This is a genomic window from Rhizobium sp. 01T437 (assembly GCF_056398505.1).
This window is the reverse complement of sequence record NZ_JBFTPM010000001.1, coordinates 273,754-297,022: the sequence shown is the minus strand read 5'-3', so window position 1 is coordinate 297,022 and position 23,269 is coordinate 273,754. Positions and strand designations below refer to the sequence as shown.

At 62.3% G+C, this 23,269-nt stretch carries 19 protein-coding genes and 1 riboswitch; of the genes, 11 read left to right on the top strand and 8 right to left on the bottom strand.

Going from position 1 to position 23,269, the window contains the following annotated elements:
* Window positions 1-53: 53 nt before the first annotated feature.
* Complete coding sequence (dgcA, locus tag AC1DM5_RS01590; RefSeq protein WP_477819408.1) at window positions 54-1,037, top strand: N-acetyl-D-Glu racemase DgcA; 984 nt, start codon at window positions 54-56, stop codon at window positions 1,035-1,037.
* Here the strand turns inward: dgcA and AC1DM5_RS01585 are convergent.
* On the bottom strand, window positions 989-2,209 hold the full coding sequence (locus AC1DM5_RS01585; RefSeq protein WP_477974482.1) for an MFS transporter: 1,221 nt from the start codon (window positions 2,207-2,209) through the stop codon (window positions 989-991). The genes dgcA and AC1DM5_RS01585 overlap by 49 nt on opposite strands.
* Window positions 2,210-2,402: 193 nt before the next feature.
* On the bottom strand, window positions 2,403-3,215 hold the full coding sequence (locus AC1DM5_RS01580) for a UDP-2,3-diacylglucosamine diphosphatase (protein ID WP_310388001.1): 813 nt from the start codon (window positions 3,213-3,215) through the stop codon (window positions 2,403-2,405).
* 248 nt (window positions 3,216-3,463) lie between these two features.
* Here AC1DM5_RS01580 and AC1DM5_RS01575 point away from each other — a divergent pair, with 248 nt between their 5' ends.
* Window positions 3,464-5,776 carry an NADP-dependent malic enzyme gene (locus tag AC1DM5_RS01575; protein WP_113181222.1) on the top strand — a complete coding sequence of 771 codons (2,313 nt, stop codon included), beginning with the start codon at window positions 3,464-3,466 and terminating at the stop codon, window positions 5,774-5,776.
* A gap of 45 nt (window positions 5,777-5,821) precedes the next feature.
* Here AC1DM5_RS01575 and AC1DM5_RS01570 read toward each other — a convergent pair whose 3' ends face one another.
* Window positions 5,822-6,355 (bottom strand): ribonuclease H family protein, encoded by a 534-nt coding sequence (locus AC1DM5_RS01570; RefSeq protein ID WP_477819406.1) that lies wholly within the window; start codon window positions 6,353-6,355, stop codon window positions 5,822-5,824.
* A 197-nt stretch (window positions 6,356-6,552) separates the two neighbouring features.
* On the opposite strand from AC1DM5_RS01570, the gene AC1DM5_RS01565 reads away from it, so the two are divergent.
* A complete protein-coding gene (locus AC1DM5_RS01565; protein ID WP_477819405.1) occupies window positions 6,553-7,635 on the top strand; it encodes a DUF2865 domain-containing protein in 1,083 nt (360 codons plus the stop codon).
* Window positions 7,636-7,664: 29 nt separating this feature from the next.
* Here the strand turns inward: AC1DM5_RS01565 and AC1DM5_RS01560 are convergent, their stop codons facing one another.
* The gene (locus AC1DM5_RS01560; RefSeq protein WP_477819404.1) at window positions 7,665-8,519 is read right to left on the bottom strand and encodes a LysR family transcriptional regulator; all 855 of its coding nucleotides are present in this window, start codon (window positions 8,517-8,519) and stop codon (window positions 7,665-7,667) included.
* A gap of 134 nt (window positions 8,520-8,653) precedes the next feature.
* Here AC1DM5_RS01560 and AC1DM5_RS01555 point away from each other — a divergent pair, with 134 nt between their 5' ends.
* The gene (locus tag AC1DM5_RS01555) at window positions 8,654-10,198 is read left to right on the top strand and encodes an MFS transporter (protein ID WP_477819403.1); all 1,545 of its coding nucleotides are present in this window, start codon (window positions 8,654-8,656) and stop codon (window positions 10,196-10,198) included.
* Between the two features lie 17 nt (window positions 10,199-10,215).
* Here the strand turns inward: AC1DM5_RS01555 and bluB are convergent, their stop codons facing one another.
* Complete coding sequence (gene bluB, locus AC1DM5_RS01550; RefSeq protein WP_477819402.1) at window positions 10,216-10,917, bottom strand: 5,6-dimethylbenzimidazole synthase; 702 nt, start codon at window positions 10,915-10,917, stop codon at window positions 10,216-10,218.
* Between the two features lie 42 nt (window positions 10,918-10,959).
* Window positions 10,960-11,146: riboswitch (cobalamin riboswitch) on the bottom strand.
* A 152-nt stretch (window positions 11,147-11,298) separates the two neighbouring features.
* Between bluB and AC1DM5_RS01545 the strand changes: the two genes are divergently transcribed.
* Together AC1DM5_RS01545 and AC1DM5_RS01540 are read left to right on the top strand one after the other, a co-directional pair.
* The gene (locus tag AC1DM5_RS01545) at window positions 11,299-12,723 is read left to right on the top strand and encodes an MFS transporter (protein WP_477819546.1); all 1,425 of its coding nucleotides are present in this window, start codon (window positions 11,299-11,301) and stop codon (window positions 12,721-12,723) included.
* 239 nt (window positions 12,724-12,962) lie between these two features.
* Complete coding sequence (locus AC1DM5_RS01540; RefSeq protein WP_477819401.1) at window positions 12,963-14,030, top strand: 3-deoxy-7-phosphoheptulonate synthase; 1,068 nt, start codon at window positions 12,963-12,965, stop codon at window positions 14,028-14,030.
* A gap of 107 nt (window positions 14,031-14,137) precedes the next feature.
* On the opposite strand, the gene AC1DM5_RS01535 is transcribed toward AC1DM5_RS01540, so the two are convergent.
* Genes AC1DM5_RS01535 through AC1DM5_RS01525 form a run of 3 tightly spaced genes read right to left on the bottom strand, consistent with a single transcriptional unit; the run spans window position 14,138 to window position 17,082 of the window.
* Window positions 14,138-14,494: a hypothetical protein gene (locus AC1DM5_RS01535; protein WP_477819400.1), complete on the bottom strand. Its 357-nt coding sequence runs from the start codon at window positions 14,492-14,494 to the stop codon at window positions 14,138-14,140.
* A 48-nt stretch (window positions 14,495-14,542) separates the two neighbouring features.
* Window positions 14,543-15,379 carry a TolB family protein gene (locus AC1DM5_RS01530; RefSeq protein WP_477819399.1) on the bottom strand — a complete coding sequence of 279 codons (837 nt, stop codon included), beginning with the start codon at window positions 15,377-15,379 and terminating at the stop codon, window positions 14,543-14,545.
* A 23-nt stretch (window positions 15,380-15,402) separates the two neighbouring features.
* Window positions 15,403-17,082, bottom strand: coding sequence for an NAD+ synthase (locus AC1DM5_RS01525; RefSeq protein WP_477819545.1), 1,680 nt, complete (start codon window positions 17,080-17,082; stop codon window positions 15,403-15,405).
* A 199-nt stretch (window positions 17,083-17,281) separates the two neighbouring features.
* Between AC1DM5_RS01525 and AC1DM5_RS01520 the strand changes: the two genes are divergently transcribed.
* From AC1DM5_RS01520 to AC1DM5_RS01500, 5 genes are all read left to right on the top strand, one after another.
* On the top strand, window positions 17,282-17,812 hold the full coding sequence (locus AC1DM5_RS01520) for a DUF1003 domain-containing protein (RefSeq protein WP_477819398.1): 531 nt from the start codon (window positions 17,282-17,284) through the stop codon (window positions 17,810-17,812).
* 131 nt (window positions 17,813-17,943) lie between these two features.
* Entirely contained in the window at window positions 17,944-20,673 is a 2,730-nt protein-coding gene (locus AC1DM5_RS01515; RefSeq protein WP_477974480.1) for an ATP-binding protein, read from the top strand.
* Between the two features lie 82 nt (window positions 20,674-20,755).
* A complete protein-coding gene (locus tag AC1DM5_RS01510; protein ID WP_477974478.1) occupies window positions 20,756-21,289 on the top strand; it encodes a type 1 glutamine amidotransferase family protein in 534 nt (177 codons plus the stop codon).
* Between the two features lie 65 nt (window positions 21,290-21,354).
* The gene (locus AC1DM5_RS01505) at window positions 21,355-21,993 is read left to right on the top strand and encodes an ArsR/SmtB family transcription factor (RefSeq protein WP_477819394.1); all 639 of its coding nucleotides are present in this window, start codon (window positions 21,355-21,357) and stop codon (window positions 21,991-21,993) included.
* Window positions 21,990-23,228, top strand: coding sequence for an MFS transporter (locus AC1DM5_RS01500; RefSeq protein WP_477819393.1), 1,239 nt, complete (start codon window positions 21,990-21,992; stop codon window positions 23,226-23,228). The genes AC1DM5_RS01505 and AC1DM5_RS01500 overlap by 4 nt, the downstream gene beginning before the upstream one ends.
* Window positions 23,229-23,269: the final 41 nt, after the last annotated feature.

The following is a 23,269-nucleotide window of genomic DNA, read 5'->3' as shown; positions in this document are numbered from 1 at the left end:
CGCGTTAATATACAGAAGCAACGCGCAATTTCCATGCTCGCAGGAGAGCAAATATGCCGCGCCACCTTGATATCCAGATGAATTCATTCCCGATTGCGGGAACTTTCACCATCGCGCGCGGGGCAAAGACCTCGGCGGACGTGATCACCTGCACGCTGACGGAGGGAGGCGCCAGGGGGCTGGGCGAATGTGTGCCCTATCGCCGCTACGGCGAGACGATGGAAAGCGTCATGGCGCAGATCGAAGCGGCCCGCCCGCTGATCGAGGATGGCATTTCGCGGGCCGGATTGCTGCATGCCATGCCGCCGGGAGCGGCCCGCAACGCCGTCGATTGCGCGCTGTGGGATCTCGAAGCCAAGCTCACGGGCAAAAGCGTCGCCTCGCGGCTCGATCTGCGCAAGCTGAAGCCGCTGACCACGGCCTATACGATCTCGCTCGGCGAACCCGATGTCATGGCGGCCCAGGCCCGCGAGCATGCGCAGCGCCCGCTCCTGAAGGTCAAGGTCGGCACTGACGATGACGAGAGCCGCATTCGGGCTGTGCGCGCCGCCGCGCCCGATTCCGCCATCATTCTCGATGCCAATGAAGGCTGGCCGGAAGACCGGCTGGAACATCACCTGCGCATCGCTGCCGAAGCCAATATCGCGCTGGTAGAGCAGCCGCTGCCGGCCGGACGCGACGATATGCTGGCCGAGATTGCCCGCCACGTGCTCATCTGTGCCGATGAAAGCGTCCACCACACCGGCGACCTTGCAAGCCTTGCCGATCGCTACGACGCGATCAACATCAAGCTCGATAAAACCGGCGGCCTGACGGAAGCGCTGGAAATGAAGGAAGAAGCCCAGCGGCTCGGCTTCTCGATCATGATTGGCTGCATGGTCGGCACCTCGCTTGCGATGGCACCTGCCGTACTTTTGGCGCAGGATGCCGATTTCGTCGATCTCGACGGCCCGCTGCTGCTTGCCCGCGACCGCGAGCCCGGCCTGAATTATGCCGGCTCTCTCGTGTTTCCGCCGGAAGCCAGCCTCTGGGGCTGAAGGTAATAGGCGATGATGACGAGGGCGAGCCCGAAGGCGGCGACACAGGCCATGACATAATAGCTGTCGAGGCCGAGCGCGGAATAGATATAGCCCGAGGCGATCGTCATCAGGCCCGAGGCCATGCCGATATAGAAGAAATAGGCACCCTGGGCCGAGGCTTCCTGCGTCTCCTGCACCGTGGCTACGATGCGCCGTTGCACGCCGGTATGCACGAAAGCATAGGTGAAGCCGTGCAGGCATTGCAGCATGAAGAAGCCGATAAAGCTCGTCTCCGTCGGGAAAAACACCCAGCGGCAGATGCTTACGGCACAGCCGAAGCGGATCAGTGTCCAGGCATTGAAGCGGCGGTTGAGGCGCCGCGACAGGAAGAACACCGTCACCTCAGAGGCCACCCCCGCACTCCAGAGCATGCCGACTTCGGTGCCCGAAAAGCCGAGCTGGTGCCAGTAGATCGAGGAAAAGGCGTTGAGCAGCGCATGGCTTGCCTGCTGGATTGAAACGCCGAGCAGCAAAAGCAGCAGATGCGGCTCGCGCAGCCCGCTGCCTGTGGTCGCCGGAAGATTGATCGGCTGGCCGCGCCGCCGTGTCGGCCCGATACGGGGACAGAAGACCGCCATCGTAATTGTCAGCACGAAGCCGAAGATCATCACGGGCAGCACCATGCCGCCACCCCAGCGCCCGACCAGCTCGCCGCCGGTGAGCGTCGAAATAATGAAAGCGATCGAGCCCCAGACGCGCATGGAGCCGTAATCGAGCCCCCAGCGGCGCACGCCCGAAATCACGATCGATTCGACGACAGGCACATAAGGGGCGAAGGTCGCCCCCTGCAGCGCAAAGACGATCAGCACCGACCAGAAATTGCTTGTCCAGTAGAGCGCGATGGCCGTCAGCAGCGAGAGGGTGCCCGACCATAGCAGCACATGCGCCCGCTCCTGCATGCGGTCGGCAAAGACCGCGACGATCGGCGCCACGAGAACGCGCACCACCATCGGTACGGCGAGGATCGTGCCGATCTGATGATCGTTGAACTGATGAGTCGCAAGCCAGACGGGGAAGAAGGGCAGGACGATACCGTTGACCAGCAGCGGCGCGCTGTAACAAAGCGCGCTGAGCAGCCGGAAACGCGGCGGCGCTCCCTCACCCATCGAGGGATTTTGTGCGGGAATCATAGTGGACCTGAAGGAAACTGTGCGTTGCCTAACACATCCCATCAAACACGACTATGGCGAGAAATAGCCCAATCGAAACGATACGGATATAAATCGAAACGATTTAAAAAATAAATGGGGCCTGTCGCCAGATGGCAACGGCTAAATTCATGATGCACCGGCGGAGACCGCCGATGCGGTACGCACACATTATTCAGGCAGCCTGCGGGGCGAGATCGCCCTCTTCCAGCAATTCGACCGATGTCAGTGCCGGCACGTTGCTGGTCAGCGCACGCCAGGTGATGAGTTCGAACCTGCCGTCTTCATGCTCAACGATCGCCGTGCAGCTTTCGACCCAGTCGCCGGTATTGATGTAGCGGATGCCGTCCATATCCTCGATCACGGCGTGATGGATATGGCCACAGATGACGCCGTCGGCGCCGCTCTTGCGGGCTTCTTCGGCAACCACGCGCTGGAACTCGCCGATGAAGTTGACGGCGTGTTTGACCTGCAGCTTGGCCCAGGCCGAGAAGGACCAGTAGGGCATGCCGAGGCGGCGGCGGACCGCTGCGAGCACGATGTTGATGCGGATCGCCGTGTCGTAGGCCCAGTCGCCGAGATAGGCGAGCAGACGAGCGTTGCGCACGACGACGTCGAATTCGTCGCCATGCAGGATCAGGTACTTCTTGCCGTCGGCGCCGTCATGGATGATGCGCTCGACGACCTCGATGCCGCCGAAATGCATGCCCGGAAAGGCGCGCAGGAATTCGTCGTGATTGCCGGGAATATAGACGACGCGCGTACCCTTGCGCGCCTTGCGCAAGAGCTTCTGGACCACGTCGTTGCAGACCTGCGGCCAGTACCAGCTGCGCTTCAGGCGCCAGCCATCGACGATATCGCCGACGAGGTAGATCGTGTCTGCCTCGTGGTATTTCAGGAAATCCAGCAGGAAATCCGCCTTGGCGGCCTTCGAGCCGAGATGCACATCGGAAATGAAGAGGGTGCGGAAGCGCCGAGGTTCCATCATGTCTGTCACAAGCCTTTCCGCTCGTGTCCCATCGTTCTTCGTCTGGTCTTCCAAAATCAGACTCGTGTATCAGGAAGATGACAAACCGCAGGAAAGGCCTGCAAAGCCGTTCAATCCACCGGCCCAATGTCAGCTCCCGTTACCATCAGGTCAAAAAGTTCAGCTGCGGCTATTTCCGTACTGTTCCGACCGGTCGATTGATGTATGGAGGAGTCTTCAAAAGACTTCGAACAACGCTGGAGGCGGCGATGGATCACCAGGAAAAATCCAAATCGGAAAAGAATTTGACGGGCGGTAGCCTCGACGAGCAGGCGCTTTTCTTCCACCGCTATCCACGCCCCGGCAAGCTGGAAATCCAGGCGACCAAGCCGCTCGGCAACCAGCGCGATCTGGCGCTCGCCTATTCTCCGGGTGTCGCCGCTCCCTGCCTCGCCATCCGTGACAATCCGGAGCAGGCCGCGGATTATACGTCCCGTGCCAATCTCGTTGCCGTCATCTCCAACGGCACCGCCGTGCTCGGCCTCGGAAACATCGGCCCGCTCGCCTCCAAGCCGGTCATGGAAGGCAAGGCCGTCCTCTTCAAGAAGTTTGCCGGCATCGACGTCTTCGATATCGAAGTGGATGCGCCAGATGTCGACCAGATGGTCGCCACCGTCGCCTCGCTCGAGCCGACCTTTGGCGGCATCAACCTTGAAGACATCAAGGCCCCGGAATGCTTCCGCATCGAGAAGCAGCTGCGCGAGAAGATGAAGATCCCGGTCTTCCACGATGACCAGCACGGCACCGCAATCATCGTCGCCGCCGCCATCCTCAACGGCCTGGAACTCGCCGGCAAGAAGATCGATGAGGTCAAGATCGTCGCGTCAGGCGCCGGTGCGGCAGCGCTAGCCTGTCTCAACCTGCTGGTGACCCTCGGCGCCAAGCGCGAAAACATCTGGGTCCACGATCTCGAAGGCCTCGTCTATGAAGGCCGTGTCGAGCTGATGGACGAGTGGAAGGCCATCTACGCCCAGAAGAGCGACACGCGCACGCTCGCCGAAAACATCGGCGGCGCCGATGTCTTCCTCGGCCTGTCCGCCGCCGGCGTCCTGAAGCCGGAATTGCTGGCCCAGATGGCCGACAAGCCGCTCATCATGGCGCTCGCCAACCCGACGCCGGAAATCATGCCTGATCTCGCCCGCGCAGCGCGCCCGGACGCGATGATCTGCACCGGCCGCTCCGACTTCCCGAACCAGGTCAACAACGTCCTCTGCTTCCCCTATATTTTCAGGGGTGCGCTGGATTGCGGCGCCGAGACGATCAACGAGGAAATGAAGATGGCGGCGGTGCGCGCCATCGCGGCCCTCGCCCGCGAGGAACCGTCGGATGTTGCAGCCCGCGCCTATTCCGGTGAAACCCCGGTCTTCGGCCCCGACTATCTCATCCCTTCGCCCTTCGATCCGCGCCTCATCCTGCGCATCGCGCCTGCGGTCGCCAAGGCTGCTGCCGAAAGCGGCGTCGCCCGCCGGCCGATTACCGATTTCGATGTCTATCTCGACCAGCTGAACCGCTTCGTCTTCCGCTCCGGCTTCATCATGAAGCCGATCTTCACGGCGGCAAAGACGGCAGAGCGCAAGCGCGTCATCTTTTCCGAAGGCGAAGACGAGCGCGTGCTGCGCGCCGCCCAGGTGCTGATCGAAGAAGGCATTGCCGAGCCGATTATCATCGGCCGCCCGCAGGTCATCGAAACACGCCTGAAGCGCTACGGCCTGCGCATCCGCCCTCTATCGGATTTCGAGGTCATCAACCCCGAGGACGATCCGCGCTTCCGCGAATATGTCGATCTCTATCTGCAGCTGGTCGGCCGCCGCGGTGTCATCCCGGAAGCAGCGCGCACCATCGTGCGTACCAACACGACCGTCATCGGCGCGCTGGCGCTGAAGCGCGGCGAAGCGGATGCCCTGATCTGCGGCCTCGAAGGCCGCTATGAGAAGCACCTGCGCGATGTGCGCCAGATCATCGGCAAGCGTCCGAACGTGCGCGACTTTTCCGCACTCAGCCTGTTGATCTCGCAGCGCGGCGCGACCTTCTTCACCGACACCTATGTGACCTTCAATCCGACGGCTGAGGAAATCGCCGAGGCGACGGTGCTGGCAGCTGAAGAAATCAAGCGCTTCGGCATCACCCCGCGCGCCGCCCTCGTCTCGCATTCGAACTTCGGCTCGCGCGAATCCGAAAGCGCCACCAAGATGCGCAATGCGCTGCAGCTGGTGCGTGAAGCGGCTCCGGATCTCGAGGTCGACGGCGAAATGCACGGCGAAAGCGCGATCTCCGAGGAGTTGCGCCGCCGCGTCATGCCGCACACGACGCTGCATGACGAAGCCAACCTGCTGGTCTTCCCGAACCTCGATGCGGCCAACATCACGCTCGGCGTCGTCAAGTCGATGACCGACGGCCTGCATGTCGGCCCGATCCTGCTCGGCACCGCAATGCCGGCCCATATTCTGGCGCCGTCGGTCACGTCTCGCGGCGTGGTCAACATGGCAGCGCTTGCTGTTGTCGAGGCATCGCAGCCGGCGTAAGCCGCGTTGCGGCCTTCGGCGAAGCGAAGGCCGTTGGCATCTGGATCAGGCACGCCGTATTGATCGGCGTCCCTGATCCGACAGCTCGTCGGCGCGTTCGTTACCTGCAATGCCGGAATGGCCCTTGCACCAGGCAATTGCTATCAATGGATTCTGGGATAGCTCGATATCGACGGCTTTCCAGAGCTCCGCATCTGATATCGCCCGGTTTCGGGCCTTGCCACCTGGGTTGCTTTTCTTCCAGCCATTGTTCCTCCAGATGGGACGCCAGCTGTTGCAGCCTTCGACGGCATAGGCGGAATCGGACCAGATGACCGCCGCCACACCCTCTGCTGTGCGGCTGATCCAGATTGCCGCCTCAAGCACGGCAGTCAGTTCCATCGCATTATTGGCGGAATCTTCTACGCCGCCGAAACCGGACGCGATTTCCACGCCATCGCGGTAGGCGACGAAGGCCCACCCGCCCTGCCGCGTACCGGGCTCATAACAACCGTCCACGAAAACGTGAAGGCCGTGTCGGGATTCCGGTTTTGCCGATGTCGTTGAGAGAGAGTGAATCTCGTCGGAAATTCCTGTCATATCAGCCGTTTAGATATCAGCGGGCTCTCGCGTCACCGCGGGAGAGATGGGAGTGGAAGCATAGGGCTTGCTGGATAAGATCGCAAAAATGCGCTAGGAATTACTTCGAGCTTATTAAGGGAAATACGTTAAGACAAAGCGCGGTCGATTGAAGCCGCAATTGACCGATAGATACTTTCTCATTCCGGGACGACGTCGTGAAGCGCCGAAACCTGTCTCTCCTCTTCTTTCTGGCATTTGCGGTTCCGGCAGCCGCTGAGACCAATGCGATCTGTGAGGATCTGCGCGGGCGTCTTGCCGATCTGCCGCAATCGATCGGCACGAATGGTGCCGAGATGCGCCAATATGCGGGCGCGCTTGCCGAACAGAACCTGGAACTGCGCAAGGTGCGCGGCGATCTGCGCCGCTATGGCTGCACGTCGGGCAGCATGGTCGTCGTTGGCGGCGAAAATGCCGGCTTCTGCGAAGAGCTCGAGCAGTCCGAGGCCAAGATGGTGGACAATATCCGCTACCTGCAGGACCGGCGCAACGAACTGCACCAGGGTGGTTCCGATCCGGCCCGCGAGGGCCTGATGGCCGCACTCGAAGACAATGATTGCAACAGCGACAGCTTTAGTGAACCTGCGCAAGGCGATGCCTATGCCCCGGCTCCTTCCATCGAGGAGCAGGCCATGCGCGGCGACACCTTCATTCCGCTTGGCGGCGGCGAGCGTTACGGCCTGCCGCGGGCGGAAATGCTCTCGCCCGTCAACACCATCTGCGTTCGCACCTGCGACGGCGGCTTCTTCCCGATCAGCAACAATGCCACCTCGGTCGATTTCGGCCGCGATGCCGCGACCTGCGCCAAAATGTGCCCCGGTGTGGAGACGGAGCTCTATTACCGCGACATCTCCAGCGCCGAAGCCTCGAACATGATCTCGACGGCAACGGGCGCCCCCTATGGCGCGATGAAGAATGCCTTCGCCTACAAGACCCGCGCCCCCGGCGAAAAATCTGCCTGCTCCTGCAATCTGACCGCCTATTACGAGGAAATGCGCAAGAGCCAGGCAGCCTATGCGCCGGCGCCTGAGCCGAAGGGTTCGATCACCACGATCCATACAGAAGCACCGAAGACTGCGAGCGCCCCGCCCGCCCCGCAGGCGCAGGTGCCGGATCGTCCCTATGATCCCGCCAGCAACAAGGTACGCCAGGTCGGCCCGCAATTCCTGGCCGGCGATCAGGGCAAGATCGATCTCACCAATCCGGCGACATCAGGCCCGCAGCCCCAACAACAGCAATAACCACGATATCGGCAGTCGAAATCGCGTCTTCAGTTTGACGAGCGATGCTCCCGGAAGGCTGCCGCCAGCGTGCGCAGCGCCGCACGCGACTTGGCATCCGTCAGTGTCGAATGCAGCATGACCTCGGAGGATGGCAGCGCCGGCAGACCGAAGCGCTCGCTGACCTCGATCGTGCCGACAGGTGCCAGACGATGGGAAAAGGTCGAGACGGCAAGCCCGGCTGAAACCGCTGCTGTCACAGCCGAAGAGCCGCCGCCGAGGAAGACTTCCGCCCAGGGAATACCCGCCGCATCGAGCGCCCTGGTGCAGACATCCCGCACCTTGCAATTGGGCGACAGTGCTGCAAGACGCAGCGGTTCACCGCGGCGATATTCGAATTGCGGCGTTGCAAACCAGCCGAAATGCTCCGGTGCCAGAACCTCCCCATCGCGCCGGTCCTCATCCCGACGGACGATTGCCGCATCCAGGTCGCCGCGATCGAAGGCGGCGAGCAACTCGCAGGAATTGTCGAGCCGGACCTCGATCGTCAGCCCCGGATCATGGGCATTGAGGCGCGCAAGCAGCGTCGGCACTTCCGGGCCGGCGACATGGGCCGCAATGCCCAGCCTGAAATGACGGCGCGACGAGGAAAGTGCCGCGACCGCACGGTCATGGGCGGCGAGGAATTCCCGTGCGGCATCAAGAAATACCGCCCCCTGTGCCGAAAGCCGCACCAGCCGCGGCGTGCGTTCGATCAGCCGATGGCCGAGCCGCTCCTCCAGCCGTTTGAGCTTGACGCTGATCGCCCCTTGCGTGCTGCCGAGCTCATTAGCGGCGCGGGTGAAGCTCTTGTTCTCGGCGATCGTCACGAAAGCCTGAACGGAATCGACATCGAGCATGGTCATTCGATCTATCCGAAATTGTTGTGTCTGAAATAGTCAATCATCCAATTCTGTAATGATCAAGCTCTGCTTATGCTGACGCAAATGGACGACAAGGGATGTCACCCTTGTAAGTCTCAACGTCGAAAGGCCAAAGCATGACCTCTGCCTCCCCTCCATCCTCGCGTATCAGAGGCATCATCGCCCTGATGGCGGCCTGCCTCTCCTCACTGATGTTCGGCCTTGAAATATCGAGCGTACCGGCAATCCTGCCGACGCTGGAAAAGGTGCTGCATGCCGATTTCAGCGCGCTGCAATGGATCATGAATGCCTATACGATTGCCGTCACGACGGTGCTGATGGCCGCAGGCACATTGGCCGATCGCTACGGCCGCAAGCGCGTCTTCCTGATCGGCATTGCCGCTTTTGGCCTCACCTCGCTGATTGCCGGCCTTGCTCAGGATGTTTCGCTGCTGATCGTTGCTCGCTTTCTGCAGGGCATGAGCGGCGGCGTGATGCTGATCTGCCAGGTGGCCGTCCTCTCCCATCAATTTCCGGAGGGCAGAGCCCGCAGCATGGCCTTCGGCTGGTGGGGCATCATCTTCGGCATCGGCCTCGGCTTTGGCCCGATCATCGGTGTCGCGATCGTAGCAGCCGCCGGCTGGCAATGGGTCTTCCTCATCCATGCCGTGCTGGCAGCCGTGACGGTGGCCCTCGCCGCAACGGGCGTTGAGGAATCGCGTGACCCTGCTGCAGGACGGCTCGATATCGCCGGCATCGCCACCCTTTCGCTGGCGGTCTTCTGCCTCGCCTTCTTCATCACCCAGGGTCCGGCTCTCGGTTTTGCCAGCCCTGCCGCGCTTGCCATTATCGGACTTTCCGCGGCAAGCCTCGTCGCCTTCATCTTCGCCGAGAGGCTGAACCCGCGACCGATGTTCGATGCCTCGGTCTTCGGCATCCGCGCCTTCTCGGGCGCCATCATCGGCTCGGCCGCCATGAATATCAGCTTCTGGCCCTTCATGATCTATCTGCCGATCTGGTATGAAGCCGGTCTCGGTTATGGCAGCGTGGCCGCGGGTTTGGCGCTGCTTGCCTATACGCTGCCGACGCTCGTCGTACCGCCGCTCGCCGAACGGCTCATGCTGCGCTACCGGCCGGGCATCATCATTCCCGGCGGCCTTTTTGCCATCGGGCTAGGCTTCCTGCTGATGAAGTCAGGCAGTGCTGCCGCCGCGCCAAGCTGGCTGACGATGCTGCCCGGCGCGCTGCTTGCCGGCATCGGGCTTGGCTTCACCAACACTCCGGTCACCAATACCACGACAGGCGCCGTCTCCAGCGATCGCGCCGGCATGGCCTCCGGCATCGACATGAGCGCCCGGATGATCTCACTCGCCATCAACATCGCCGTCATGGGCTTCATCCTGTTCAGCGGCGTGCTCTCCCATCTCAAGAGCACCTTGCCAACCTCGACGGATGCCGGCGACCTGCGCCTGCTCGCCGAACGGATCTCCGCCGGCAACATCGCCTCCCTGCCAGACATTCCGGCCGGGACGGTGCATGATGCGCTGGTCGCTGGCTTCGGTGGCGTCATGCTCTATGGCGCGATCGGCGTCTGGCTTCTCGCCGCCGCAAGCTTCCTCGTCTTCGCCCATTGGAAGACACCGGCCTGTGCCAAGGATTGCGGCACCCAGCCGGCAGAATGATGCACACCCGCGCCGGCTCAGACCGGCGCGGCCTCGTTTTCCACATGCCCCCAGCCGTTATGGAAAACCAGCTCTTCCAGCGCCATCCGCTGCCGCCAGCCTTTGACTGCCAGTTCCGGCTTATCATAGAGCCGGTCGACGAAGCCGGCGCAGAGCCAGGCGACGACCTCGATATGATCGGGAATGCCGAGGATCTCCTTCAGGTCACCCTCGCGAAAAATGCTGACCCAGCCGATGCCCACCCCTTCGGCTCGTGCCGCAAGCCACAGGTTCTGGATGGCGCAGACGGTGGAATAGCTGTCCATGCGCGGATTATGGGTGCGACCCAGCACCACGCTGCCGCTGCGGGTCGGATCGCAGGTCACGCAGATGCCGAGCGGCGCCTGGACGATGCCTTCGAGCTTCAGCGAACGATACTTTTCCTGCCGTTCGCCGTCGAACATGCGGGCCGCTTCCTCATTCGCCCTAAGGAAGGCATCGCGTACCCGCGCCCTCACCTCGACGCTCTTCACCAGAATGAAATTCCACGGCTGCATGAAGCCGACCGAGGGCGCGTGATGGGCCGCCGTCAAAAGCCGCGTCACCAGATCATCCGGCAAGGGATCGGGCAGGAACTGGCTGCGCACGTCGCGCCGCGTCATGATCGCGTGATAGACGGCCTCGCGTTCGGCCGCAGAAAAGCTGGATGCCGGGCAAACGGCATCATCAATGGGTCGCATCGTCAAATCCCCAACAACGCAACCGCCCGCCGTCCGCGCGGGTTGGGTCTATCTTGCCAGGCCGGTCTTCTGACTTGGCGTCATCCGCTTCCGCTGCCTTCCCGGCCTTGCGGCCAGTGGCATTCTATGCGGCAAGCGTCGGCCTTACAGCGTTGGGCACGTTCCGGTCTTGCACCGGATTCCCGATTCTCCCGCTTGGAAAGCGGGCACCTGACGGGCGATCTATGGCGCGGAAACGGCATGGCGGCAAGCTGCATGCGACATTCATTTCGTGGACAGGCTGAAAATGCTGGCCTAGAACGAAGCCCGAATCCGACCGACGCCGTTGGCGCCGTATTTTTTCTCATTGCCTTCCGGTTGCCCGTGTCCCGCCTAACGCCGATGATCCTTGCGGTCGCTCTGTTCATGGAACAGATGGATTCGACCGTGATCGCCACCAGCCTGCCGGCGATTGCCGCCGATATCGGCACCTCGCCGATTGCACTGAAGCTTGCGGTAACAAGCTACCTCGTGGCGCTGGCGATCTTCATTCCGATCAGCGGCTGGATGTCGGATCGCTTCGGCGCCCGCAACATTTTCCGCCTGGCGATAGCAGTCTTCATGATCGGCTCCGTCGCCTGCGCCTTCTCCAACTCCATCGCCGCCTTCGTCATTTCCCGCCTCATCCAGGGCGCCGGCGGCTCGATGATGACGCCGGTCGGGCGATTGCTGCTCGTGCGCGGAACGCCACGTCACCAGCTGGTGAATGCCATGGCATGGCTTACCATTCCGGCGCTGATTGGCCCGATCATGGGCCCGCCGATCGGCGGCTTCCTGACCACCTATCTCAGCTGGCACTGGATCTTCTGGATCAACGTGCCGATTGGCATTATCGGCATCATCCTCGTCAGCCGTTTCCTTCCGGCCGTCGAGCCGCGCAGCCCGAAGCCGATGGATTTTCCAGGATTCTTCCTGTCGGGCATCGGCTTTGCCGGTTTCGTGTTCGGCCTGTCGGTCATCAGCCTGCCCGCCGTTCCGGTCATTTACGGCTATATCACCGTCGCTGTCGGCGTCCTCTCCGGCGTCCTCTATTTCGTGCATGCCAAGCGCACGCCGCACCCGCTGCTCGATCCCAAGATGTTCCGCTATCCGATGTTCCGGGCGGCGATTCTCGGCGCCTCGAATTTCCGTATGGGCCTCGGCGCGCTGCCCTTCCTGATGCCGCTGATGCTGCAGCTCGGCTTCGGCCTGACGCCGCTGCAGTCAGGCTCGATTACCTTCATCAGCGCACTCGGCTCCATGGGCTCGAAATTCGCTGCGACCCGCACCTATAATGCTTTCGGCTTCCGCAACGTCATTGCGCTGACGACCTTCCTCGCCGCAATCTTCCTCGGCGTGAACGGCTTCTTCACCGCCGAAACGCCGATGTACATCATCATGGCTTGTCTTCTCGTTGGCGGTCTCCTTCGCTCCATGGCCTTTTCAGGCGTCAACGCCATGGCCTTCGGCGATGTGGACGAGGCAGACAGCAGCCAGGCGACGGCGATCAACGCGGTGGCACAGCGCATCTCCATGGCCATGGGCGTCGCGGTCGCCGGCACGATCCTGGAAATCTCCTCGAGCTTCCATGGCGGCAAGCTGCTGGTGTCGGACTTCCATATCGCCTTCTTCATCGTCGCGGCGATATCGGCCCTTGCCTGCATCACCTTCCTGCGCCTGCCCGCCAATGCCGGCGAGGAACTGACGACGCGCCGCCGCAAGAACAGGCATGCCGAGCCGGCAGAGCCGGAAGAGGCCCAGGGACAGGCATTGGCGGAAAGCCGATAAATCTTCACGGACCTGTCATTTTTCCTCACAGATTCCGCGTGACAATTCCGATCGGCATAGCTACATAAACGCCATGTCGATCTCGTCCGTTTACGCATCGCGATTTTATTCGTACCGCTGCTTCCAGCGGATGCGGGTCTGTGCGTAACCAAAACTAACGCGACGACAACCCGAACAGCCGCTAGTCAACCTGGCGGCTTTTTTGTTCCGCACGGTATGACCAAACAGGAGAGCATACCGTGACTGACACTATTGATGATCTTCGCATCGTCGAGATCACCCCGCTGACCAAGCCTGCCGATATCCTTTCGGAAATCCCGCGTGACCGCGCGGTGACCGAGACCGTGACCAGCACCCGCGACACGATCCATAACATCCTCACGGGTCAGGACGACCGCCAGCTCGTCATCATCGGCCCCTGCTCGATCCACGATCCGGCAGCCGCCCGCGAATACGCATCCCGCCTTGTCGAGCAGCGACGACGCCTGTCCGGCGATCTCGAAATCGTCATGCGCGTCTATTTCGAAAAGCCCCGCACCACCGTCGGCTGGAAGGGCCTGATGAACGACCCGCATCTCGATGGCAGCTACCGGATCGAGGAAGGCCTGCGCCTCGCGCGCCGCCTGCTGCTCGACATCAACGCCATGGGCCTGCCGGCGGGCTGCGAATTCCTCGACACGATCACGCCGCAATACATTGCAGATCTCGTCAGCTACGGCGCCATCGGTGCGCGCACGACCGAAAGCCAGATCCACCGCCAGCTCGCCTCGGGTCTCTCCTGCCCGATCGGCTTCAAGAACGGCACGGACGGCGGCGCGCGCATCGCGCTCGATGCGATCATGGCGGCCTCCCAGCCGCACCATTTCCCGGCTGTCACCAAGGATGGACAGGCAGCGATTGCCTCCACCCGCGGCAACGAGGACTGCCACATCATCCTGCGCGGCGGCAAGCGTCCGAATTATGAGGCGGCCGATGTGCAGGCCGTCATCGCCGAAGCCGTCAAGCTCGGCGTCGACCCACGCATGCTGATCGATGCCAGCCACGCCAACAGTGGCAAGGATCCGATGAACCAGCCGAAGGTCGTCCACGACGTCGCCGGCCAGATCGTCGCCGGCAACCACCATATCAAGGGCATGATGATCGAGAGCAACCTCGTCGCCGGCCGCCAGGATCTCGTTCCCGGCAAGCCGCTGGTCTACGGCCAGTCCATCACCGACGGCTGCATCGGCTGGGATACGTCCGTAGAGGTGCTCGAGGATCTCGCCAAGGCCGTCCGCGACCGCCGCAAGGCAGCTGTCGCAGCCTGATGCATGTCGCTCAGAACCACGCAGCGGTTTTGGGTAAGGCATACATGGATTAGAAAGCTGAAGCGCGTTGCCTGACGCCCGTTGGCGCGACGCGCTTCAAACCATTTCTATCGATCGCGTTTCAGGAATGTTTCAGCGTATACGTCGAATATCTTCGCCAGTATGCGAAGGAAGATTTCATCATCACGAATATCTAGGTTGGTAATTTTCCACTCTGCTGTGATCGATTCCAATTTGCGTCTGGATGCCTCGCAGTTTTCGGAATCTGCGGAAGAGAAGAACTTTATATCGATGAAGCAATAGTAGAATTCTCGCTGATTTTGCTCGGTGAGAATGATGGCGCCCCCGAGGCTCTCCGGTGTAATCGTTTCAGACGCGGCTTCAGCGACGGTAGACGAAGGCCCGATGCAGAGAGCGAGCGCCAAGGCTCGGACATTTACGGCCCTTCTGACATGCAAAAACATCGTCACCTCGCATCGATTCCGCCAGAAAATCGAATCCGATTTACGGGACTATGCCCCGGCTACGGGAAAATACCGCACATAGGCGAATTCGTCGCCTTCGGGCGACCAGTTTGGCACGTTGATCGTGCCCTGCCCGCCGAAGAGCTCGAACAGCTCTGTCAGGTTGCCGCCGTCCATGTCCATCATCCTGAGACGCACATTGAGATCGCGCGGATGGTCGAAAACGTCAGGGTCGTAGGAGAGGATCAGCACTTTGTCATTGTTGGGCGACGGATGGGCAAACCAGTTGCCGTAATTGTCCGACGTCACCTGTTCGAGACCCGTGCCATCGGGATGGATCCGCCAGATCTGCATCAGCCCGGTGCGGCTGGAGTTGAAATAGATCCACTGCCCGTCCGCCGACCAGTCCGGCCCGTCATTGCGGCCTTCTCCATGGGTCAGCCGTTTCTCCTCGCCGCCTTTGACCGAGATCGTGTAGATATCGAAGAGATCGTTGCGGATGCCGCAATAGGCAAGCTCGCGCCCATCCGGCGACCAGCCATGCCAGTAGGACGGCAGGTTCCTGGTGATCAGCCGCGGCTTGCCGCCCTCGATCGGCAGGATGTAGATCGCCGACTTGCCGAACTCGGTCTTGTCGGAAATGACGATCTCTTCGCCATCGGGTGAAATGCCGTGGTCATTGTTGCAATGAACAGCAAAGCCGGTATCGACCTTCTCCACGAGATCGCTGCCGTCGAGCCGCAGACGATAGAGCAGCCCATCGCCATTGATCAGCAGATAGGCGCCGTCGCGTGAGAAATTCGGCGCCTCAACCAGCGCCTCCGTCTGCCAGACGACGCGGCTTTCGCCTCTCCTGACGTTGTAGATTTCGACAGAGCTGCGCATCTCGTCCTCCCCAGATGAGTTTTCTATCGATCCCGGAATCGATTGGTGATCGGGTAGCGCCGGTCGCGGCCGAAATTCTTCTTGGTGATCTTCACGCCCGGCGCCGACTGGCGGCGCTTGTATTCGGCGAGATAGAGCAGATGCTCGATGCGGTGGACCGTCTCGACATCATGGCCGCGCGCCACGATCTCCTCGACCGCCATCTCCCGCTCGACAAGGCATTCGAGTATGTCGTCCAGAACAGGATAAGGCGGCAGCGAATCCTGATCCTTCTGGTCGGGGCGAAGCTCGGCGGACGGTGCCTTATCAATGATATTGTGCGGAATGACCTCGCCCGAGGGGCCGAGCGCATCCGGCGGCACATTCTCGTTGCGCCAGCGTGCCAGCGCATAGACCTGCATCTTGTAAAGGTCCTTGATCGGATTGAAGCCGCCGTTCATGTCGCCGTAGAGCGTCGCATAACCGACCGACATTTCCGACTTGTTGCCCGTGGTGACCACCATCGAGCCGAACTTGTTGGAGATCGCCATCAGGATCGTGCCGCGTGCACGGCTCTGCAGGTTCTCCTCGGTGATACCGCTGTTCGTGCCCTCGAAGAGGCTCGACAGCGCCGAGGAAAAGCCCGTCACGGGTCCCTCGATCGGCACGATATCGTAGCGGCAGCCGAGCGCCTTGGCGCAATCGGCCGCATCCTTCAGTGAGTCTTCGGACGTATAGTAATACGGCAGCATGACCGTGCGTACCCGTTCCTCGCCGAGCGCATCGACGGCGATTGCCGCGCAGATCGCCGAATCGATGCCGCCTGAGAGGCCGAGCACGACATTCTTGAAGCCGTTCTTGTTCACATAGTCGCGGAAACCGAGCAGGCAGGCGCGGTAATCGGCCTCCTCGCTCTCAGGTATGCGCGCCATCGGCCCTTCCGAGCAACGCCAGCCGTTTTCAGTCCGCTTCCAGGTCGTCACCGCCAGTGCGGTCTCGAACTGGCTGAGCTGGAAGGCGAGCGACTTGTCGGCATTGAAGGCAAAGCTTGCGCCGTCGAAGACGAGCTCGTCCTGGCCGCCGAGCTGGGCGGCATAGACCATCGGCAGGCCGGTCTCGATCACCTGCTTCAGCACCACCTGATGGCGGATATCGACCTTGCCGCGATAATAGGGCGAGCCATTCGGCACGAGCAGGATTTCCGCGCCGCTTTCGGCGAGCGTCTCGCACACACCGAGATCGCCCCAGATATCTTCGCAGATCGGAATGCCGATGCGCACGCCGCGGAAATTCACGGGTCCGGGCATCGCGCCCTGGTCGAAGACTCGCTTCTCATCGAACTCGCCGTAATTCGGCAGGTCGATCTTGTCGCGCACGGCAATCACCTTGCCGCCATCGAGCACGGCGATGGAATTATAGCGGCCCGTCTCATCCTGGCGCGGGAAGCCGATAACGATGCCCGGTCCGCCATCGGCGGTATCTGCCGCGAGGCTTTCGACCGCCGTCCAGCAAGCGTGGATGAAGGCCGGCTTCAGAACCAGATCTTCCGGTGGGTAACCGGAGATGAAAAGCTCGGTCATCATCAAGAGATGCGCGCCCTGCCGCGCCGCATCGGCGCGCGCCTCACGCACCTTGGCAAGGTTTCCGGCGACATCGCCCACCGTGGGGTTCAGCTGGGCGATGGCGATGTTGAAGGTCTGGGAGAGAGCGTTTTCCTGTGTCATGTCATTCATTTAATCCGCCCCTTCGTGCACCGCAATAAGCCGTATCAAAAGCCGTAGCGATCCGCGGCGAAAATTTGATGAAGGGCGGCCCATCGCTCTGCCTATCCCTCTGTTTGTCTTGCGCGACGCCGATACGCATTGCAATTTGCGGCGACGGCGGAATACTGCGCGCCATTCGATCCACTCCCGGGACAATGCCATGTATAATCTTCCTAATTTCGTCCACCTGCATTTCGGCAAGCCGGCCGAAGAACTGGGTGACATCGAAAAGCGCGTGCTGGCCAAGGCACATGAGCGCAAGATCATCTCCACCGACGTCAACGCCGCCATTGCCGCCGAAGCCTCTTTCGGCGAGCGGCTGGCCGACGGAATCGCCCGTGTCGGCGGCTCCTGGTCCTTCATCCTGACCTTCCTGGCTTTTCTCGTCGTCTGGACCATCATCAACACGGTCATCCTTTTTTCCCGCGCCTTCGACCCTTATCCCTTCGTCTTCCTGAATCTCATCCTCTCCATGCTCGCCGCCATTCAGGCGCCGATCATCATGATGTCGCAGAACCGGCAGGCCGAACGCGACCGTTTCGAGGCCGCCAAGGATTATGAGGTCAACCTGAAGGCCGAGCTGGAGGTGCTGTCGCTGCACCAGAAGATCGATATGCGTGTGCTGACGGAACTGACCGCGCTGCGCGAAGATGTTTCCCGCCTGAACGCCATCCTTGCAGAGCGCGGGTAAGCTTGAAGGCCGCTAAAATAGCGCAGCCTTAAACATCTGAAATCTCGTCGCAATTCCAGCCCTGTCACCGCGTTTCATTTGACAGGGCGCAGGCATTTAGCCAACCTGCCGCCATCACGCAGGGAGCATGCTTGGAAGAAGAGCTTCAGTTCGGCGCATTTTCGATCGTGCCCGCCAGGCGCAGCCTGTTGCAGGAAGGATCGGCCGTGCCCCTCGGCAGCCGCGCCGTCGATATCCTGCTGTTTCTGCTCAATCATCCGGGCGAGCTGAAGACCAATGCGGAGATCGTTAAGCAGGTCTGGCCGGATACATTTGTCGATGAAGCCAATCTGCGCGTCCATGTCTCGGCGCTGCGCAAGGCGCTTGGCGACATCAAGCGCGAGCCGCAATTCATCGCCAATGTGCCGGGCCGCGGCTATACCTTCATCGCACCCGTCAACCGCCGCAGCAATGGCGCAGCGCCCGCCCCTCGGCCGATACTCCAGAAATTTCGCCCCGAACGCCTGCCTGCCCGCATCTTCGGCCGCGAACAGACGATCGCGGCCGTGACCGGGCAGCTGACGAAGGGTCGTCTCGTGACAATCGCCGGCCCTGGCGGCATCGGCAAATCCACCGTTGCCCGCGCCGTGATTGCGCGCGGCAGCTTGGAGGGCGAGATCGTCTGGATCGACCTGTCGGAAGTCGCGACCGGAAATCTCGTGCCGACGGTCGTGGCGTCTGCACTCGGCATCCTCTCGCGCAGCGATGATATTGTTCTGGAAATCGCCACTCATCTGCAGCCGCGCAATCTCCTGCTCGTGCTCGACAGCTGCGAGCATGTGGTGGCCGATATCGCCAAGCTCGCCGAAGATCTGCTGGCGGAAGCGCCCGATCTGCATATCCTCGCCACCAGCCGCGAGCCGCTGCGCGCCGAAGGCGAGCGTGTCCACCGCCTGCTGCCGCTCGACCTGCCCTTGTCTGCGGTGACAGCGGAGGCTGCCCTGGCCTCACCCGCCGTCCAGCTTTTCGTCGAACGCGCCGATGCCTGCCTCGGCGGTTACGAGCTGACGGACGAGGACGCCGCCGATGTCGTCGATATCTGCACGAGGCTCGACGGCATTGCGCTGGCAATCGAGCTTGCCGCCGGCCGGCTGGAGGCGATGGGCATCGCCGCACTCTCCCGTTCGCTCTCCGACTGTTTCCGGGTATTGACGCGCGGCCGGCGCACGGCTCTGCCCCGCCACCAGACACTGCGCGCCACGCTCGACTGGAGCTACCTCATCCTGGCGCCGGAGGAGCAGCAGGCACTGCGCGAACTCTCCGTCTTCCGCGGCCGCTTCAGCAGCGGGGCCGCAGCCGAGGTCCTCTCCGGCACAGAACCCGAGGATTTGCTGGCCGCCCTCGTCGCCAAATCGCTGGTTGTGGTCGAGACCGCGCCCGACGAAACGCTCTACCGCCTGCTCGATACGACCCGCCTCTATGCCGGCGAAAAGCTTGCGGCCTCGGGCGAACTGCCCGATGTCATGGCCCGCTTCTCCGCCTATCTCTCTAGCGCGCTCGAAAGCGCCGAACAGGATCTCTATGCCGCCTCGCCGGAGGAATGGCCTGATGATTTCGCCCAGCAGGTGCCGGGCCTGCGCGCAGCGCTCGACTGGGCTTTCGGTGCGTCCGGCGATGCGCTGCTCGGCGTGCGGCTGACGGTCGCCGCCCTGCCGCTCTTCTTCCGCCTGTCACTGCTCGACGAATGCCTGGCAGCGCTCACCCATGCGATTGCCTTCCTCGACGCCCGCCCCGGCCTCGATGAGCGTAGCCGCATGAAACTCTATGCCGCGCTTGGCTGGCCGCAGCTCCGCGCCACCAATGCGCCGGAACATGGTGTGGCCGCCTGGACGACGGCATGGCGGATCGCCGAGGAACTGGGTGATGTCGATCATCAGCTTCGCGCCATCTGGGCGCTCTGGGTGGATGTGCTGAACCGCGCCGAGCCGCGTCAGGGACTGGAACTGGCGGAGCGTTTTGCGGCCCTTGCTCCGTCCTCCTCCGATCCGACCGATGTCATTATCGGAAGGCGCATGAAGGCTGCTACACTCCACTGGCTCGGCCGCCATGCCGAGGCACGCGAGGAACTTCTGGCGATGCTGGCAGACTACGAGCATGTGCCGCAGGCGCGCCATTCCGTGCGCTTCCAGTTCGACCAGCGCGTGACAGCGCGCATCATCATCGCCCGTTGCCTCTGGATATTGGGCGACGAGAAGGCCGCGCTGAACGAAGTCGAAGAGACAATGCGCTACGCCCGCGATATCGGCCATAACCACTCGATCAGCAATCTTCTCGCCGAAGCCGTCTGCCCGCTGGCACTTCTCTCCGGGAACGACGGCGAAGCGGCCGCCGCGATCCGGCTTCTGCGTGACCATACCAAGGCCCTGTCGCTCGATGTGTGGCACACCTATGCCGACGGCTTCGAAGCGGAACTACGTCTGCGGGACGGCGAATACCGGCTCTGCCTCGCAAAGCTGCGCCCGGCGATGGACATCCTCGATCGTGCCGGCTTCAACCTCTTCCGTACCTACTTCCAGTCCATCGAGGCCCAGGCCCTGTCAGGCCTCGGTCAACATGCTGAAGCCCATGCGCTGATCGACAGCGCCTTGGAGCATGGCGACGCCTCGGGCGAACGCTGGTGCCTGCCCGAACTCCTGCGGGTGAAGGCGATGGTCACCGCAAGGGGACAGAGCCCGGAAGGACTGGATGCCGCTTCAGCCATCCTCGAGGCGGCACGCGTCGCCGCAAGGCAGGATGGCGCGGTCGGCTGGGAACGCCGCATCAATGTCGATCTCGAAGCCCTCGGCCATGAACCGGCGCAGCTTTCGGGCACGGCCGGCTAAACCCGTTTACACCGATTTACAACGATCAACTCGTCCGCTTCTCGCTGCCGGCGCATCATTGCAGTCCAAGAGGAGCATGCCCATGGACGGCCAAATACCCATCCGTTTTCTGATCATTCTCGCGGCGGATGGAGATAGCAGCGAGGTCAGGATCGCGCGCCTCGCACCCGCCTATTACCTTTTCAAGGATRCGCCGGCAGAAGTCGTCCTCGCGACACCATCAGGCGGCTTCCCCGATCTGACCAGCGAGTTGCGCCAGACCGTCCATAAGGAGCCTACTGTCGGACGCTTCCTCACCGACCGCGCCGCACGCGACGATCTCGCAGATCCGCTGCGCCTCGACCAGATCGTGACCGAGGATTTCGACGCCGCCTTCTGCATCGACCTTTCCGGCCCGCTCTGGCCTGCCGAGGGCGTCGCAGCCACGATCCGTGCCTTCCTGACATCGGGCAAACCAGTCGCCATCATACCCGGCCGGTATCTGGACATAAGACCTGAAGGCGCCGCCGCCGGCCTGCTGATCCTTGGCGATGGCGAAGCGTCCCCGCTGTTATCAGCCCATGCACTTGTCAAGGTCGTGCTTGAAGGCCGTAAGACCCTGACATCGGCGGGCTGACATTTTACCGTCGTATTTGCAAAGGAATCTTTGCAAAGATTCATTTGCGGTACTAAGCTGCCGCCATGAAAACACCTGTTCCTACACCGGCGTCATCTACATCCCGCAACGTCAGCCGGGTCGTCCCCGACGTCACGGCGCTGAAGGCGCTCGCCCATCCGGTGCGCCTGCGCATGCTCGGCATGCTCCGCATCGATGGCCCCGCAACGGCAACGCAGCTCGCGACACGGCTCGGGCTCAACAGCGGCGCGACGAGCTATCACCTGCGCCAGCTTGCCCAGTATGGTTTCATCGAGGATGCGCCGGGGCCATCCCGTCGTGACCGCTGGTGGAGGGCATGCCACGAGATCACCTCGGTGCCGCCGGCGGAAACCGAAGGCGAGGCTTTCGATATGGACGTCGCCTTCACGCAGGCGATCCTCTCCCTGCAGGTCGATCAGATGCAGAAGGCAGTCGAGGAATATGCCGAGCTGCCGCTTGCATGGCGGAAGGCCAGCACCGCAAGCGACATCATCATTCCGCTCACTTCTGAAAAGGCCGAAGCCCTGACGAAGCGGCTGAACGACCTCCTCATGGAGGCGATGCGCGAGGCCCCGCCCCTCGGCGAGCCATTGCCATCAGGCACGGTGCCTTTCACTGTCATGCTGCACGCCTTTCCCTATCCGGGCCGCCTGCCGCATGGCGAGGAAGAAAGCGAGCCATGAGCCGCCGCAGCCCCTTCATCGCGCTCGCGGTCGCCGAAACGCTTTCCATTTCAGGCACGCGGCTCTCCAGCGTCGCCATCCCCTGGCTGGTGCTGAGCACGACCGGCAGTCCCGTGCTGACCGGCCTCGTCGCCATGATGGAGATGCTGCCCTATGTCGTCGCCAAGGCGCTCGGCGGCCCCTTGATCGACCGCCTCGGCCCGAAGCGCATCGCCATCATCTGCGACAGCGCCTCGGTGATCGCCGTTGGCCTCGTGCCCGTGCTGCATCTTCTCGACCTGCTCACCATGCCGATCCTGCTGCCGATCGTCTTCGCCATGGGCGTGCTGCGCGGTCCTTCGGATGCCGCCAAGCAATCCATGGTCCCCGACATTGCCGAACTCGCCTCCGTGCCGCTGGAACGCGTGACCGGAGTCGCTGGCGCCATCGAGCGCTTGGCATCGGCCGCAGGCGCGGCCGGCGCCGGCGCGCTGATCGCCCTTGTCGGACCGAGCCAGGCGCTCGCCGTCAACGCCCTCACCTTCGCCGCCGCCGCCGTGATCGTCGCAGCCGGCATCCCCCAATTGCGGCGGCCTCCGAAGCCCAAAGCAACCGGCATCGCCGCCTATGGCCGTGAGCTCGCGGAAGGCTGGCGCTTTCTGCGCCGCGATGCGGTGCTGATCGCAATCGTGCTGATGGTGGCAACCACCAACCTGCTCGATCAGGCCCTCGGCGCCGTCTTGTTGCCGGTCTGGACGCAGACCTCGGGCCATGGCCCGGCCCTGCTCGGAACCATGTTCGCCGTTTTCTCCGGCGCCTCGATTATCGGTGCCGTGATTGCCGCCATGATCGGCGAGCGCCTGCCGCGCCTTGCCGTTTACACGGTCGCCTTCCTGCTGACTGGCTTTCCGCGCTTTCTGGTCTTTGCGGTGGAAACGCCGCTTGCGCTCATTTTTACGACGCTCGCCGTTGGCGGCTTTGCCTCGGGCTTCCTCAATCCCATCCTCTCGGCCGTGCTCTTCGAGCGCACACCGAAGCCTTTGATCGGCCGCGTCACATCGCTGAATGCCGCGCTCTGCTGGGCACTCCTCCCCTTCGGCGGGCTTGTCGGCGGCGCATTGGTCGATGCCTGGGGCCTTTCAACCGCATTGCTTCTGACAGGTCTCGCCTATCTCGCCGCCACRCTCGCCCCCTTGGCGCACAGCAGCTTCCGTGGCTTCGACAAGCGGCGGATCGCCGACGCCAGCCCCTCCTAAGCAGACTGCCGAACTGTTCGTGGGCAACCCTGTCTATTTCC